This is a genomic window from Escherichia sp. E4930, from assembly GCF_005845405.1.
Classification (GTDB): Bacteria; Pseudomonadota; Gammaproteobacteria; order Enterobacterales; family Enterobacteriaceae; genus Escherichia.
The window spans coordinates 12,697-27,136 of record NZ_VCDZ01000022.1; the positions used below are offsets into that span (position 1 = coordinate 12,697).

Consider the following 14,440-nt stretch of genomic DNA (forward strand, 5'->3'; position numbering starts at 1 on the left):
CTCTCTTTGGTACTAAGCTTTACTTGGAGTAAAGCTCGACGATCAGGTGTTCGTTAATGTCCGCAGACAGATCAGAACGCTCCGGCTTACGCTTAAACGTACCTTCCATCTTGCCAGCATCAACTTCCAGCCAGGTTGGCTTTTCACGCTGCTCAGCCAGCTCCAGAGCGGCTTTCACGCGAGACTGCTTCTTCGCTTTCTCACGAATGCTTACAACGTCATTCGGACTAACCTGATAAGAAGCGATGTTAACAACACGACCGTTTACCATAATTGCTTTATGGCTAACCAGCTGACGTGCTTCTGCACGAGTGGCACCGAAGCCCATACGGTATACAACGTTGTCCAGACGACCTTCCAGCAGAGCCAACAGGTTTTCACCGGTGTTGCCTTTCAGACGTGCTGCTTCTTTGTAGTAGTTACGGAACTGACGCTCCAGCACACCATAGATACGGCGAACTTTTTGCTTTTCACGCAACTGCACACCATAGTCAGACAGACGCGGTTTACGCGCACCGTGCTGGCCAGGAGCTTGTTCAATTTTACACTTGGTATCGATCGCGCGAACGCCAGACTTAAGGAATAAGTCGGTGCCCTCACGACGGCTCAGCTTGAGCTTAGGACCCAAATATCTTGCCATTTTCTTTCTCCAACAAACCTGGAAAACGAAGCGTTATACGCGACGTTTTTTCGGCGGACGACAACCGTTATGAGGGATCGGAGTCACATCAGTAATGTTAGTGATGCGGAAACCTGCGGCGTTCAGAGCACGAATAGTAGATTCGCGGCCTGGACCCGGACCTTTAACCATAACTTCCAGATTCTTGATACCGTATTCTTTCACGGCGTCAGCGCAACGCTCTGCTGCAACCTGAGCTGCAAACGGAGTGGATTTGCGAGAACCACGGAAACCGGAACCACCGGCTGTTGCCCAACCCAACGCGTTACCCTGACGATCAGTGATAGTCACGATGGTGTTGTTGAAAGAAGCATGGATATGAGCCACGCCGTCAGAGACTTGTTTTCTTACACGTTTACGTGCACGAATTGGTGCCTTTGCCATTATTCAATCACCCCGATTATTTCTTGATCGGTTTGCGCGGACCCTTACGGGTACGTGCGTTGGTCTTGGTACGCTGACCGCGAACCGGTAGACCACGACGATGACGCAAACCGCGATAGCAACCAAGATCCATCAGGCGCTTGATGCTCATGCTGATTTCACGGCGCAGATCACCTTCAACGACAAATTTGGCAACTTCGTCACGCAGCGTGTCGATTTGTCCTTCAGACAGCTCACTGATCTTAACATCTTCAGCGATACCCGCTGCAGCCAGGATGGCTTTAGAACGGGTCTTGCCGACGCCATAAATCGAAGTTAATGCGATTACGGCATGCTTATGATCAGGAATGTTAATGCCTGCTATACGGGCCACTATGCACTCCTACTATTTAATATGTACGTTCCATGCTGAAAAGCCCGTTTTCAGGATACTCAAATGGAAACGCACAGACATACAAAAGATTGGCTGGCTAATCTAGCCAGCTCAACCCAACTTTGCAAGAAAAATATGCGAATAAATCAGCCTTGGCGCTGTTTATGCTTCGGCTCGGCACTGCAAATCACACGGATGACACCATCACGCTTAACGATTTTGCAGTTACGGCATAATTTCTTGACGGAAGCACGAACTTTCATTTTTACTCTCCGTAACTTCTCGGGCGACCAATTATCGGCCATAGCCTTTCAGGTTCGCCTTCTTCAATGCAGACTCATACTGACTGGACATCATCAGAGTTTGCACTTGAGCCATAAAGTCCATAATCACGACAACAACGATAAGCAGTGAGGTCCCACCGAAGTAGAACGGTACTTTCATTGCATCACGCATGAACTCCGGGATCAGGCAGATAAAGGTAATGTACAGCGCACCAACCAAGGTCAGGCGGGTCATAACTTTATCGATATACTTCGCCGTTTGCTCTCCCGGACGAATTCCTGGTACAAATGCACCGGACTTCTTCAGGTTATCTGCTGTTTCACGCGGGTTGAAAACCAACGCCGTGTAGAAGAAACAGAAGAAGATGATTGCAGACGCATAGAGTAACACATAAAGCGGTTGCCCAGGCTGCAAATACAGCGAAATTGTTGTCAGCCAGTTCCAACCAGTACCGCCCCCGAACCATGACGCGATGGTAGCCGGGAACAGAATAATACTGGAAGCGAAAATTGCCGGGATTACCCCCGCCATATTCACTTTCAGCGGTAAATGTGTGCTCTGTGCAGCATAGACACGACGACCTTGCTGACGTTTTGCGTAGTTTACCACAATGCGGCGTTGACCACGCTCAACAAATACAACAAAGAACGTCACTGCAAATACTAATACTGCAACCAACAGCAACACGAGGAAGTGCAGGTCGCCTTGACGCGCTTGCTCGATAGTATGGGCAATGGCTGGCGGGAGTCCCGCGACAATACCGGCGAAGATAATGATTGAAATACCGTTGCCGATACCTCGTTCAGTGATCTGTTCGCCCAACCACATCAGGAACATCGTTCCTGTGACCAGACTTACAACAGCGGTGAAGTAGAATGCAAAGCCCGGGTTAATAACCAGGCCTTGCATACCAGGCATATTCGGCAGACCGGTAGCAATACCGATCGACTGGAATATTGCCAGCACCAGAGTACCGTAACGGGTGTACTGGCTGATCTTACGACGACCAGACTCCCCTTCTTTCTTAATTTCTGCCAACGTTGGGTGAACCACCGTCAGCAGCTGGATAATGATCGACGCCGAAATATACGGCATGATCCCCAGAGCAAAGATAGAAGCACGGCTGAGAGCACCACCAGAGAACATGTTAAACATCTCAATGATGGTGCCTCGCTGTTGCTCAAGCAGTTTGGCAAGTACAGCGGCATCAATACCAGGGATCGGAATAAAAGAGCCAATACGGAACACAATCAGCGCACCGATAACAAACAGCAGTCTGCGTTTCAGCTCGCCTAAGCCACCTTTGGCACTTTGAAAATCTAATCCCGGTTGTTTAGCCATCTGCTACTTATTCCTCGATTTTACCGCCAGCAGCTTCGATAGCAGCACGAGCGCCTTTCGTAACACGCAGGCCACGAACAGTTACCGGAGTCGTTACTTCGCCAGCCAGGATCACTTTCGCGAACTCGATCTGGATACCGATAATGTTAGCCGCTTTCAGCGTGTTCAGGTCTACAACACCGCCTTCTACTTTAGCCAGGTCAGACAGACGAACTTCGGCTGTAATCGCTGCTTTACGAGAAGTGAAGCCGAATTTCGGCAGACGACGGTACAGAGGCATCTGACCACCCTCGAAACCGCGACGTACGCCACCGCCAGAACGAGATTTCTGACCTTTGTGACCACGACCACCGGTTTTACCGAGGCCAGAACCGATACCACGACCCAGGCGTTTACCCGCCTTTTTGGAGCCTTCGGCCGGAGACAGAGTATTTAAACGCATCTCTTACTCCTCAACTTTAACCATGAAGGAAACCGCGTTGATCATACCGCGAATAGCAGGAGTATCCTCGCGCTCTACGGTGTGACCAATACGACGCAGACCCAGGCCAAGCAGCGTTGCCTTGTGTTTCGGCAGACGACCGATTGCACTGCGGGTTTGAGTAATTTTAATAGTCTTTGCCATGGTTTATTTCCCCAGAATTTCTTCAACGGATTTACCACGCTTGGCAGCGACCATTTCTGGAGAATTCATATTTTCCAGGCCATCGATAGTTGCACGAACCACGTTAATCGGGTTGGTGGAACCATACGCTTTAGCCAGAACGTTATGAACCCCAGCGACTTCCAGAACGGCGCGCATTGCACCACCGGCGATGATACCGGTACCTTCGGAAGCCGGCTGCATGAATACGCGAGAACCCGTATGAACACCTTTAACAGGGTGTTGCAGAGTGCCGTTATTCAGCGCGACGTTAATCATATTGCGACGGGCTTTTTCCATCGCTTTCTGGATCGCTGCTGGAACTTCACGCGCTTTACCGTAACCAAAACCAACGCGACCGTTACCATCGCCAACTACAGTCAGAGCTGTGAAGGAGAAAATACGACCACCTTTAACGGTTTTAGATACGCGGTTTACCGCGATCAGCTTTTCCTGCAGTTCGCCAGCTTGTTTTTCGATGTGAGCCATCTTACACCTCTACCTTAGAACTGAAGGCCAGCTTCACGGGCAGCATCTGCCAGTGCCTGGACACGACCATGATATTGGAACCCGGAACGGTCAAAGGATACATCTTTGATGCCTTTTTCCAGAGCGCGTTCAGCGACAGCTTTACCCACAGCTGCAGCCGCGTCTTTGTTACCGGTGTACTTCAGTTGTTCAGCGATAGCTTTTTCTACAGTAGAAGCAGCTACCAGAACTTCAGAACCGTTCGGTGCAATTACCTGTGCGTAAATGTGACGCGGGGTACGATGTACCACCAGGCGAGTTGCGCCCAGCTCCTGGAGCTTGCGGCGTGCGCGGGTCGCACGACGGATACGAGCAGATTTCTTATCCATAGTGTTACCTTACTTCTTCTTAGCCTCTTTGGTACGCACGACTTCGTCGGCGTAACGAACACCCTTGCCTTTGTAAGGCTCAGGACGACGGTAGGCGCGCAGATCCGCTGCAACCTGGCCGATCATCTGCTTATCAGCGCCTTTCAGCACGATTTCAGTCTGAGTCGGACATTCAGCAGTGATACCCGCAGGCAGCTGATGGTCAACAGGATGAGAGAAACCCAGAGACAGGTTAATCACATTGCCTTTAACCGCTGCACGGTAACCTACACCAACCAGCTGCAGCTTCTTAGTGAAGCCTTCGGTAACACCGATAACCATTGAGTTCAGCAGGGCACGCGCGGTACCAGCCTGAGCCCAACCGTCTGCGTAACCATCACGCGGACCGAAGGTCAGGGTATTATCTGCATGTTTAACTTCAACAGCATCGTTGAGAGTACGAGTCAGCTCGCCGTTTTTACCTTTGATCGTAATAACCTGACCGTTGATTTTTACATCAACGCCGGCAGGAACAACGACCGGTGCTTTAGCAACACGAGACATTTTTTCCTCCGATTAGGCTACGTAGCAGATAATTTCGCCACCAAGACCAGCCTGGCGCGCTGCACGATCAGTCATAACACCTTTAGAGGTAGAAACAACTGCGATACCCAGACCCGCCATAACTTTCGGCAGCTCATCTTTACGTTTATAGATGCGCAGACCTGGGCGGCTGACACGCTGAATGCTTTCTACAACAGCTTTGCCCTGGAAATACTTCAGAGTAAGTTCCAGTTCAGGCTTGGTGTCGCCTTCAACTTTAAAATCTTCAATAAAACCTTCTTCCTTCAGCACGTTGGCGATTGCCACTTTCAGCTTGGAGGAAGGCATGGTGACCGCAGCTTTGTTCGCGGCCTGACCGTTACGGATACGGGTCAGCATATCCGCGATCGGATCTTGCATGCTCATCTGTCTTTACTCCCGTGATTCAATTGGTGACAATTACCAGCTAGCCTTTTTCAGACCCGGGATTTCACCGCGCATAGCGGCTTCACGGACCTTAATACGGCTCAACCCGAACTTCCGCAGGAAACCATGCGGACGACCTGTTTGACGGCAGCGGTTACGCTGACGAGACGGGCTGGAATCACGCGGCAGAGTCTGCAGCTTGAGAACAGCATTCCAACGATCTTCGTCGGAAGCGTTCACATCAGAGATGATCGCTTTCAGTTCAGCGCGTTTCGCGAAGTATTTATCAGCTAAAGCTACGCGTTTTACTTCGCGTGCTTTCATTGATTGCTTAGCCATTTAGTAACCCTACCTTACTTGCGGAACGGGAAGTCAAAGGCAGCCAGCAGAGCACGGCCTTCTTCGTCAGATTTCGCAGTAGTGGTAATGGTAATATCCAAACCACGAACGCGGTCGACTTTATCGTAGTCGATTTCTGGGAAGATGATCTGCTCACGGACACCCATGCTGTAGTTACCACGACCGTCGAAAGACTTAGCGGACAAGCCACGGAAGTCACGGATACGCGGTACAGCAATAGTGATCAGGCGCTCAAAGAACTCCCACATGCGCTCGCCACGCAGAGTTACTTTACAGCCGATCGGATAGCCCTGACGGATTTTGAAGCCTGCAACAGATTTGCGTGCTTTGGTGATCAGCGGTTTTTGACCGGAGATTGCTGCCAGGTCTGCTGCTGCGTTATCCAGCAGTTTTTTGTCAGCGATCGCTTCACCAACACCCATGTTCAGGGTGATCTTCTCGACCCGAGGGACTTGCATGACAGAATTGTAGTTAAACTCAGTCATGAGTTTTTTAACTACTTCGTCTTTGTAGTAATCATGCAGTTTCGCCATCGTACTACTCCAAATTACTTGATAGTTTCGCTGTTAGACTTGAAGAAACGGACTTTTTTGCCGTCTTCGAATCTAAAGCCTACACGGTCAGCCTTGCCGGTTGCCGCATTGAAGATTGCTACGTTGGAAACCTGAATAGCGGCTTCTTTTTCAACGATGCCACCCGGTTGGTTCAGGGCCGGAACCGGCTTCTGATGTTTCTTAACCAGGTTGATACCTTCAACAATGACCTTGCCGGAAGACAGGACATTCTTAACTTTACCGCGTTTACCTTTATCTTTACCGGTTAACACGATAACTTCGTCATCACGACGGATTTTCGCTGCCATGATTCGCTCCTTAGAGTACTTCTGGTGCCAGAGAGATAATTTTCATGAACTTCTCACTACGAAGCTCACGAGTTACCGGCCCAAAAATACGCGTACCGATAGGCTGCTCGCTGTTGTTGTTCAGAAGAACACAAGCATTACCATCGAAGCGAATGACAGAACCGTCCGGGCGACGAACACCCTTCTTGGTGCGCACCACTACCGCCTTCAGCACATCACCTTTTTTGACCTTACCACGCGGAATTGCTTCTTTGATGGTGATCTTGATGATGTCGCCTACGCCTGCGTAGCGACGGTGCGAGCCACCCAGAACCTTGATACACATTACGCGACGTGCACCGGAGTTGTCGGCGACGTTCAGCATAGTCTGTTCTTGGATCATTTTAGTGCTCCGCTAATGTCAACTACTACTGAGACCCGAAAATCAGGTCGTTAAAAATCCCCATATCGAGGGCGCGGCATTATAACACCGCTTCAAGGATATGGGTAGAAAAAATAAACGGCTCATTTCTGAGCCGTTTATTCGTATCGAGAGAGTGTACTGTATTACAGAACCGCTTTCTCTACAACGCGAACCAGCGTCCAGGATTTAGTCTTGGACAGCGGACGGCATTCGCGGATTTCAACCACGTCACCGATACCGCATTCGTTGTTCTCGTCATGTACGTGCAGTTTGGTCGTACGCTTGATGAATTTACCGTAGATCGGGTGTTTCACAAAACGTTCGATAGCAACAACAATGGATTTCTCCATTTTGTCGCTAACAACGCGACCTTGCAGAGTACGGATTTTATCGGTCATTACGCACCCGCCTTCTCGTTCAGTAAAGTCTTAACGCGTGCGACATCGCGACGCACTTGCTTCAACAGGTGAGACTGTTGCAGCTGGCCACTTGCAGCCTGCATACGCAGGTTGAACTGCTCACGCAGCAGGTTCAGCAGCTCGGTGTTCAGCTCTTCAACGCTCTTCTCACGCAGCTCTTTTGCTTTCATTACATCACCGTCTTAGTTACAAAGGTGGTTTTAATCGGCAGTTTCGCTGCTGCCAGCTTGAATGCTTCACGGGCCAGCTCTTCCGGAACACCGTCCATTTCATACAGGACTTTACCCGGCTGAATCAAGGCAACCCAATACTCCACGTTACCTTTACCTTTACCCATACGCACTGCCAGCGGCTTTTCAGTGATCGGTTTGTCCGGGAACACACGGATCCAGATCTTACCTTGACGCTTAACTGCACGGGTCATAGCACGACGTGCTGCTTCGATCTGACGTGCAGTCAGACGACCACGGCCAACAGCTTTCAGACCGAAGCTGCCGAAGCTAACATCCGTACCCTGCGCCAGACCGCGGTTACGGCCTTTGTGCATTTTACGGAATTTTGTACGCTTTGGTTGTAACATCAGCGACGCTCCTTATTTACGGCCTTTACGCTGCTGCTTTTTAGGCTGAGCAGCCGGTTTTTCCGGTTGTTCAACAGCAGCCATACCACCCAGGATCTCGCCTTTGAAGATCCACACTTTAACGCCGATTACACCGTAAGTGGTGTGCGCTTCAGAGGTGTTGTAGTCGATGTCAGCACGCAGAGTGTGCAGCGGTACGCGACCTTCGCGGTACCATTCGGTACGTGCGATTTCCGCGCCGCCCAGACGGCCGCTAACTTCAACTTTAATACCTTTAGCGCCCAGACGCATTGCGTTCTGTACAGCACGCTTCATAGCACGACGGAACATAACGCGACGTTCCAGCTGAGAAGTGATGCTGTCAGCAACCAGTTTTGCGTCCAGTTCAGGCTTACGAACTTCGGCGATGTTGATCTGTGCAGGAACGCCAGCGATGTCCGCTACGACCTTACGCAGTTTTTCTACGTCTTCACCTTTTTTACCGATAACGATACCCGGGCGAGCAGTGTGAATGGTTACACGAATGCTCTTAGCCGGACGCTCGATAACGATACGAGATACAGACGCTTTAGCCAGTTCCTTTGTCAGGTACTGACGTACTTTAAAATCGCTGTCCAGGTTGTCAGCGAATTCTTTGGTGTTCGCAAACCAGGTAGAGTTCCATGGTTTTACAATACCCAGGCGAATACCATTAGGATGTACTTTCTGACCCATTGCTAGTCTCCAGAGTCTCAGCGATCGGACACAACCACAGTGATGTGGCTGGTGCGCTTCAGGATGCGATCTGCACGACCTTTTGCACGCGGCATAATGCGCTTCATGCTCGGGCCTTCGTCTACGAAAATTTTCGTAACTTTCAGATCGTCAATGTCAGCGCCATCGTTGTGTTCAGCGTTAGCAATGGCAGATTCCAGAACTTTCTTGACCAGTACAGCCGCTTTCTTGTTGGTGTAGGTCAAAATATCCAGAGCCTGCGACACTTTCTTACCGCGAATCAGGTCAGCAACAAGGCGAACCTTCTGAGCAGAAGAACGAGCATGGCGATGTTTAGCGATAGTTTCCATCTCTTCCTCCTACCTTATTTCTTTTTCGCTTTTTTATCAGCAGCGTGGCCGCGATAAGTACGAGTCGGTGCGAATTCACCCAGTTTGTGGCCGACCATTTCGTCGGTTACAAATACCGGAACGTGCTGACGACCATTATGGACAGCGATGGTCAAACCGATCATGTTAGGAAAGATCGTTGAACGACGGGACCAAGTGCGCAGGGGCTTCTTGTCTCCGCTTTCCACCGCTTTCTCTACCTTCTTCAGCAAGTGCAGGTCAATAAAAGGACCTTTCTTGAGAGAACGTGGCATGGCTTATCCTCTAAAATTATTTGCTACGGCGACGTACGATGAATTTATCAGTACGCTTGTTGCTGCGGGTCTTCTTACCTTTGGTCTGAACGCCCCACGGAGTTACCGGGTGCTTACCAAAGTTACGACCTTCACCACCACCATGTGGGTGGTCTACCGGGTTCATCGCGGTACCGCGAACGGTCGGACGAACACCACGCCAGCGTGCAGCACCTGCTTTACCCAGAACGCGCAGCATATGCTCAGCATTGCCAACTTCGCCCAGAGTTGCACGGCAGTCTGCTTCTACTTTACGCATTTCACCAGAACGCAGACGCAGGGTGACATAAGCACCATCACGAGCAACGATCTGAACGTAAGTACCAGCGGAACGTGCCAGCTGACCGCCTTTACCTGGTTTCATTTCTACGTTGTGAACAGTAGAACCAACCGGGATGTTGCGCATCGGCAGGGTGTTACCTGGTTTGATTGCAGCATCAACGCCAGACTGAATCTGGTCGCCAGCTTTCAGGCCTTTAGGGGCCAGGATGTAACGGCGCTCACCGTCTTTGTACAGAACCAGCGCGATGTTCGCGGAACGGTTCGGATCGTACTCAAGACGTTCAACAACTGCCGGGATACCGTCTTTGTTGCGTTTGAAGTCAACAATACGGTAAGCCTGCTTGTGGCCACCACCGATATGACGAGTGGTGATACGGCCATTGTTGTTACGACCACCGGATTTGCTGTTTTTTTCCAGCAACGGAGCAAAAGGTTTGCCCTTGTGCAGCTCAGGGTTAACCACTTTAACAACGTGGCGACGACCCGGAGATGTCGGTTTACATTTAACAACTGCCATTGTATTACTCCTCCGACTTACTCAGCGCCGCCAACGAAGTCCAGATTCTGGCCTTCTTTCAGGGTGACGTAAGCTTTTTTCCAGTCGCTACGACGACCGATACGCTGTCCGTGACGTTTAACTTTCCCTTTAACTACCAGGGTGTTAACGACTTCGACTTCGACTTCAAACAGTTTCTGCACAGCAGCTTTGATTTCTGCTTTGGTCGCGTCTTTAGCAACTTTGAGTACGATGGTGTTGGATTTTTCCATCGCAGTAGACGCTTTTTCAGAAACGTGCGGTGCACGCAGCACCTTCAGCAGACGTTCTTCACGAATCATGCCAGCATCTCCTCAACTTGCTTAACAGCATCAGCAGTCATTACGACTTTGTCGAAGGCGATCAGGCTAACCGGGTCGATACCAGTTGCATCGCGTACGTCAACCTTGTGCAGGTTGCGCGCAGCCAGGAACAGGTTCTCGTCCAGCTCACCGGTGATGATCAGCACATCTTCCAGAGCCATGTCTTTCAGTTTCTGTGCCAGCAGCTTGGTTTTCGGTGCTTCTACAGAGAACTTCTCGACAACGATCAGACGATCCTGACGTACCAGTTCGGACAGGATGCTTTTCAGCGCGCCGCGGTACATCTTCTTGTTAACTTTTTGACTGTGGTCCTGCGGACGAGCAGCGAAGGTCACGCCACCAGAACGCCAAATCGGGCTCTTGATAGAACCAGAACGCGCACGGCCGGTGCCTTTCTGGCGCCACGGTTTTTTACCGGAACCAGTTACTTCAGCACGAGTCTTCTGAGCACGAGTACCCTGACGAGCACCGGCTGCATAAGCAACAACAACCTGGTGAACCAGCGCTTCGTTGAAATCACGACCGAAGGTAGTTTCGGAAACAGTCAGCGCGCTCTGCGCGTCTTTCAATACTAATTCCATTGCTATCTCCTTACGCCTTCACAGCTGGTTTAACGATCAGGTCGCTACCGGTTGCACCCGGGACAGCACCTTTAACCAGCAGCAGGTTGCGCTCAGCGTCAACGCGTACTACGTCAAGGCTCTGAACGGTTACACGTTCGTTACCCATCTGACCTGCCATTTTCTTGCCTTTGAACACTTTGCCCGGAGTCTGGTTCTGACCGATAGAACCCGGAACGCGGTGAGACAAGGAGTTACCGTGGGTTGCGTCCTGGGTACGGAAGTTCCAGCGCTTAACGGTACCTGCGAAACCTTTACCTTTAGAGGTGCCAGTTACGTCAACTTTTTTAACGTCAGCAAACAGTTCAACGCTAATGCTCTGACCTACAGTGAACTCTTCGCCTTCAGCCAGGCGGAATTCCCACAGACCACGGCCAGCTTCTACGCCAGCTTTAGCGAAGTGGCCAGCTTCAGGCTTGGTCACACGGTTAGCTTTTTTAGCACCGGTGGTTACCTGAATAGCACGGTAGCCATCGTTAGCCAGGTCTTTAACCTGAGTAACGCGGTTTGCTTCAACTTCGATTACGGTTACTGGGATAGAAACGCCGTCTTCTGTGAAGATACGGGTCATACCCACTTTTTTACCGACTAAACCAATCATTGTTTCAACCTCTCAATCGCTCAATGACCTGATTAACCCAGGCTGATCTGCACGTCTACACCGGCAGCCAGATCCAGACGCATCAGAGCATCAACGGTTTTCTCGGTTGGCTCAACGATGTCAACCAGACGCAAGTGAGTACGGATTTCGTACTGATCGCGCGCGTCTTTGTTGACGTGCGGAGAGATCAGAACAGTGAAGCGCTCTTTGCGTGTCGGCAGCGGGATCGGACCACGGACCTGCGCACCAGTGCGCTTGGCAGTCTCGACGATTTCCGCGGTTGCTTGATCGATCAGACGATGATCAAACGCTTTCAGGCGGATACGGATTCTTTGGTTCTGCATGAGACCAGAGCTCCAATTATTTTATAAACGAAAATGATTACTCCTCAGACCCATTACGATTGATGGGAGAGTGTAACCGTTCTTACGTAGCCCCCCGATTGGGAGCATTGTTAGGTAGCCAAATTCGGCTAACTGAGGTTCAGATTGAACCTGCTGTCAACTACGACAAGCCCGCGCATTATACGCAAATCTGAGATTGACGCAAGCATCGGGTAGAAATTAATCGCAACGCACAGATTGCGAGCTGCATTCCACGAAATTTGTAAGGTCGTGAAGATAGCGTTTTTCACCGGAACCAGGTTAACAAATCAGCGATTTCTCTGTTGCTGAGTATCCGGAGTTATTCGATGGTGATACTCCAATTACAGAGGATGTTTTATGGTCGCTACCCTTCCCTTTCTGATTTTGTACGTTTGCTTATCAGTCCTGCTGTTTTTCTGGGATGCAAAGCATGGCTTGTTACCTGACAGGTTTACCTGCCCGTTACTCTGGTCAGGTCTTTTGTTCTATCAGTTTTGTCATCCTGACGGTTTAGCCGATGCGTTATGGGGGGCGATTATTGGTTACGGCACATTCGCTGTCATTTACTGGGGATATCGCATACTGCGTCATAAAGAAGGATTAGGCTATGGTGATGTGAAGTTTCTCGCCGCCCTTGGCGCCTGGCATACATGGGCCTTCTTGCCACGGCTGGTTTTCCTTGCCGCCTCATTCGCTTGCGGAGCCGTAGTTATTGGTCTGCTCATGAGAGGAAAAGAATCATTAAAAAACCCGCTGCCTTTTGGGCCATTTCTGGCAGCTGCGGGTTTCGTTGTAGGCTGGGATAGTCTGCTGGCAGGCCGTTAATCTTTAACTTTAATTTGTGATTGCAGGTAATTTTGTAGGCCGATTTTACCGATGAGATCCAGTTCAGTTTCGAGCCAGTCGATATGACCTTCTTCATCAGCAAGGATCTCGATCATCATATCGCGGCTAACATAGTCATGAACGCTGTCGGCATAAGCGATAGCCTCACGAAGATCCTTCGCACCTTCCAGCTCTAATCGCAGGTCGGATTGCAGCATCTCTTCAACATCTTCACCGATCCCTAGCTTGCCTAAATCCTGTAAGTTAGGAATCCCTTCTAAGAACAAAATACGCTCGATATATTTATCGGCGTGCTTCATCTCATCGATAGATTCATGGTATTCGACATCATTAAGGCGCATCAGGCCCCAGTTTTTAAACATACGGGCATGAAGAAAATACTGATTGATCGCGACAAGCTCATTTCCCAATAGTTTATTGAGATAATTTATGATTTTAACATCACCTTTCATTTTATAGTCCCTCCGCTTCCACTATTAGAGCGTAGATGGGGCTAGCGGGATGTCAAAAAATAAGCGTGAGCTTCAGGCAATCTCTTTAAATTCGGGCATCTGCATCAACTCGTCCTGCATCACTTCGCGTGCGGCGCGAATGCACTTACCGCATTGATTTCCCACAGGAATAAACTTGCGTAATTGTTGGAAAGACTGAGGATGAAACTGACGGACTGCCTGGCGAATTTTTTTGTCACTTACACCATTACACAAACAAACGTACATGATTACTCCCGTTCAAATTCTGCGCAAAGTGTAAATGAGAATAGTTATGATTACAATAGCACAGTTTTATTTGCGCCACCGTTCAGCCAGCGAAATTACGACGAAATATTTCGAGCTCAAATTACGGGCAGCAAAAAGGGCGCCGAAGCGCCCTTTTTAATTCGAAACTAATTAACGCGTAATTAGCTCAGAACTTTAGCAACAACGCCCGCGCCAACGGTACGGCCGCCTTCACGGATTGCGAAACGCAGACCGTCGTCCATCGCGATCGGGTGGATCAGGGTAACAACCATTTTGATGTTGTCGCCCGGCATTACCATCTCTACGCCTTCCGGCAGTTCGATGGTACCAGTCACGTCAGTAGTACGGAAGTAGAACTGCGGACGGTAGCCTTTGAAGAACGGAGTATGACGGCCGCCTTCATCTTTGGACAGAATGTACACTTCAGATTCGAACTTGGTGTGCGGCTTGATGGTGCCCGGCTTAGCCAGTACCTGACCACGTTCGATTTCTTCACGTTTGATACCACGCAGCAGAACACCTACGTTCTCACCAGCACGGCCTTCGTCCAGCAGTTTGCGGAACATTTCAACGCCAGTACAGGTAGACTTCTGAGTCT

30 protein-coding genes are annotated in these 14,440 nt (G+C 50.1%); 1 reads left to right on the plus strand and 29 read right to left on the minus strand.

Features of this window, described 5'->3' with window-relative positions; all coding sequences use genetic code 11:
* Positions 1-19: 19 nt before the first annotated feature.
* From rpsD to rpsJ, 26 genes are all read right to left on the minus strand, one after another.
* Positions 20-640, minus strand: a complete 621-nt coding sequence (gene rpsD / locus FFT88_RS20655; protein ID WP_000135224.1) for a 30S ribosomal protein S4 — start codon at positions 638-640, stop codon at positions 20-22.
* A gap of 33 nt (positions 641-673) precedes the next feature.
* Positions 674-1,063 carry a 30S ribosomal protein S11 gene (rpsK, locus tag FFT88_RS20660; protein WP_001029684.1) on the minus strand — a complete coding sequence of 130 codons (390 nt, stop codon included), beginning with the start codon at positions 1,061-1,063 and terminating at the stop codon, positions 674-676.
* 16 nt (positions 1,064-1,079) lie between these two features.
* Complete coding sequence (gene rpsM / locus FFT88_RS20665; RefSeq protein ID WP_000090775.1) at positions 1,080-1,436, minus strand: 30S ribosomal protein S13; 357 nt, start codon at positions 1,434-1,436, stop codon at positions 1,080-1,082.
* A gap of 146 nt (positions 1,437-1,582) precedes the next feature.
* Complete coding sequence (rpmJ, locus tag FFT88_RS20670; protein WP_000868187.1) at positions 1,583-1,699, minus strand: 50S ribosomal protein L36; 117 nt, start codon at positions 1,697-1,699, stop codon at positions 1,583-1,585.
* 31 nt (positions 1,700-1,730) lie between these two features.
* On the minus strand, positions 1,731-3,062 hold the full coding sequence (secY, locus tag FFT88_RS20675) for a preprotein translocase subunit SecY (protein WP_001118861.1): 1,332 nt from the start codon (positions 3,060-3,062) through the stop codon (positions 1,731-1,733).
* A gap of 7 nt (positions 3,063-3,069) precedes the next feature.
* The gene (rplO, locus tag FFT88_RS20680; protein WP_001238917.1) at positions 3,070-3,504 is read right to left on the minus strand and encodes a 50S ribosomal protein L15; all 435 of its coding nucleotides are present in this window, start codon (positions 3,502-3,504) and stop codon (positions 3,070-3,072) included.
* 3 nt (positions 3,505-3,507) lie between these two features.
* Positions 3,508-3,687, minus strand: coding sequence for a 50S ribosomal protein L30 (rpmD, locus tag FFT88_RS20685; RefSeq protein ID WP_001140433.1), 180 nt, complete (start codon positions 3,685-3,687; stop codon positions 3,508-3,510).
* 3 nt (positions 3,688-3,690) lie between these two features.
* The gene (gene rpsE / locus FFT88_RS20690; RefSeq protein ID WP_000940121.1) at positions 3,691-4,194 is read right to left on the minus strand and encodes a 30S ribosomal protein S5; all 504 of its coding nucleotides are present in this window, start codon (positions 4,192-4,194) and stop codon (positions 3,691-3,693) included.
* A gap of 14 nt (positions 4,195-4,208) precedes the next feature.
* Entirely contained in the window at positions 4,209-4,562 is a 354-nt protein-coding gene (rplR, locus tag FFT88_RS20695; protein WP_000358960.1) for a 50S ribosomal protein L18, read from the minus strand.
* 9 nt (positions 4,563-4,571) lie between these two features.
* The gene (gene rplF / locus FFT88_RS20700) at positions 4,572-5,105 is read right to left on the minus strand and encodes a 50S ribosomal protein L6 (protein WP_064524927.1); all 534 of its coding nucleotides are present in this window, start codon (positions 5,103-5,105) and stop codon (positions 4,572-4,574) included.
* 12 nt (positions 5,106-5,117) lie between these two features.
* Positions 5,118-5,510 carry a 30S ribosomal protein S8 gene (gene rpsH / locus FFT88_RS20705; protein ID WP_000062611.1) on the minus strand — a complete coding sequence of 131 codons (393 nt, stop codon included), beginning with the start codon at positions 5,508-5,510 and terminating at the stop codon, positions 5,118-5,120.
* Between the two features lie 33 nt (positions 5,511-5,543).
* Positions 5,544-5,849: a 30S ribosomal protein S14 gene (rpsN, locus tag FFT88_RS20710; protein ID WP_001118930.1), complete on the minus strand. Its 306-nt coding sequence runs from the start codon at positions 5,847-5,849 to the stop codon at positions 5,544-5,546.
* Between the two features lie 14 nt (positions 5,850-5,863).
* On the minus strand, positions 5,864-6,403 hold the full coding sequence (gene rplE, locus FFT88_RS20715) for a 50S ribosomal protein L5 (protein WP_001096200.1): 540 nt from the start codon (positions 6,401-6,403) through the stop codon (positions 5,864-5,866).
* A gap of 14 nt (positions 6,404-6,417) precedes the next feature.
* Complete coding sequence (rplX, locus tag FFT88_RS20720) at positions 6,418-6,732, minus strand: 50S ribosomal protein L24 (RefSeq protein ID WP_000729185.1); 315 nt, start codon at positions 6,730-6,732, stop codon at positions 6,418-6,420.
* 10 nt (positions 6,733-6,742) lie between these two features.
* Positions 6,743-7,114, minus strand: coding sequence for a 50S ribosomal protein L14 (gene rplN, locus FFT88_RS20725; RefSeq protein WP_000613955.1), 372 nt, complete (start codon positions 7,112-7,114; stop codon positions 6,743-6,745).
* A gap of 164 nt (positions 7,115-7,278) precedes the next feature.
* Positions 7,279-7,533, minus strand: a complete 255-nt coding sequence (gene rpsQ, locus FFT88_RS20730; RefSeq protein WP_000130100.1) for a 30S ribosomal protein S17 — start codon at positions 7,531-7,533, stop codon at positions 7,279-7,281.
* Complete coding sequence (rpmC, locus tag FFT88_RS20735; protein WP_000644741.1) at positions 7,533-7,724, minus strand: 50S ribosomal protein L29; 192 nt, start codon at positions 7,722-7,724, stop codon at positions 7,533-7,535. Before rpmC ends, rpsQ begins: the two co-directional genes overlap by 1 nt.
* The gene (rplP, locus tag FFT88_RS20740) at positions 7,724-8,134 is read right to left on the minus strand and encodes a 50S ribosomal protein L16 (protein ID WP_000941212.1); all 411 of its coding nucleotides are present in this window, start codon (positions 8,132-8,134) and stop codon (positions 7,724-7,726) included. The genes rpmC and rplP overlap by 1 nt, the downstream gene beginning before the upstream one ends.
* A 12-nt stretch (positions 8,135-8,146) precedes the next feature.
* Positions 8,147-8,848: a 30S ribosomal protein S3 gene (gene rpsC / locus FFT88_RS20745; protein WP_000529945.1), complete on the minus strand. Its 702-nt coding sequence runs from the start codon at positions 8,846-8,848 to the stop codon at positions 8,147-8,149.
* A 17-nt stretch (positions 8,849-8,865) separates the two neighbouring features.
* Positions 8,866-9,198 (minus strand): 50S ribosomal protein L22, encoded by a 333-nt coding sequence (gene rplV / locus FFT88_RS20750; protein ID WP_000447529.1) that lies wholly within the window; start codon positions 9,196-9,198, stop codon positions 8,866-8,868.
* A 14-nt stretch (positions 9,199-9,212) separates the two neighbouring features.
* Positions 9,213-9,491: a 30S ribosomal protein S19 gene (gene rpsS / locus FFT88_RS20755; protein WP_001138117.1), complete on the minus strand. Its 279-nt coding sequence runs from the start codon at positions 9,489-9,491 to the stop codon at positions 9,213-9,215.
* 16 nt (positions 9,492-9,507) lie between these two features.
* The gene (gene rplB / locus FFT88_RS20760; RefSeq protein ID WP_000301864.1) at positions 9,508-10,329 is read right to left on the minus strand and encodes a 50S ribosomal protein L2; all 822 of its coding nucleotides are present in this window, start codon (positions 10,327-10,329) and stop codon (positions 9,508-9,510) included.
* 17 nt (positions 10,330-10,346) lie between these two features.
* Complete coding sequence (rplW, locus tag FFT88_RS20765; protein WP_000617544.1) at positions 10,347-10,649, minus strand: 50S ribosomal protein L23; 303 nt, start codon at positions 10,647-10,649, stop codon at positions 10,347-10,349.
* Entirely contained in the window at positions 10,646-11,251 is a 606-nt protein-coding gene (gene rplD / locus FFT88_RS20770; protein WP_000424395.1) for a 50S ribosomal protein L4, read from the minus strand. Before rplD ends, rplW begins: the two co-directional genes overlap by 4 nt.
* A gap of 10 nt (positions 11,252-11,261) precedes the next feature.
* Entirely contained in the window at positions 11,262-11,891 is a 630-nt protein-coding gene (gene rplC / locus FFT88_RS20775; RefSeq protein WP_000579833.1) for a 50S ribosomal protein L3, read from the minus strand.
* A 32-nt stretch (positions 11,892-11,923) separates the two neighbouring features.
* Entirely contained in the window at positions 11,924-12,235 is a 312-nt protein-coding gene (gene rpsJ, locus FFT88_RS20780; protein ID WP_001181004.1) for a 30S ribosomal protein S10, read from the minus strand.
* A gap of 378 nt (positions 12,236-12,613) precedes the next feature.
* Here rpsJ and FFT88_RS20785 point away from each other — a divergent pair, with 378 nt between their 5' ends.
* Positions 12,614-13,081: an A24 family peptidase gene (locus tag FFT88_RS20785; protein ID WP_135403479.1), complete on the plus strand. Its 468-nt coding sequence runs from the start codon at positions 12,614-12,616 to the stop codon at positions 13,079-13,081.
* On the opposite strand, the gene bfr is transcribed toward FFT88_RS20785, so the two are convergent.
* The 3 genes from bfr to FFT88_RS20800 form a co-directional block, all read right to left on the minus strand.
* On the minus strand, positions 13,078-13,554 hold the full coding sequence (gene bfr / locus FFT88_RS20790) for a bacterioferritin (protein WP_000675515.1): 477 nt from the start codon (positions 13,552-13,554) through the stop codon (positions 13,078-13,080). The two genes, FFT88_RS20785 and bfr, sit on opposite strands and share 4 nt — an antisense overlap.
* A 72-nt stretch (positions 13,555-13,626) precedes the next feature.
* Complete coding sequence (gene bfd / locus FFT88_RS20795) at positions 13,627-13,821, minus strand: bacterioferritin-associated ferredoxin (RefSeq protein ID WP_000289090.1); 195 nt, start codon at positions 13,819-13,821, stop codon at positions 13,627-13,629.
* A 182-nt stretch (positions 13,822-14,003) separates the two neighbouring features.
* Positions 14,004-14,440, minus strand: a 437-nt coding sequence (locus FFT88_RS20800; protein ID WP_027663540.1) for an EF-Tu/IF-2/RF-3 family GTPase, incomplete at its 5' end; no start/stop codon positions are given.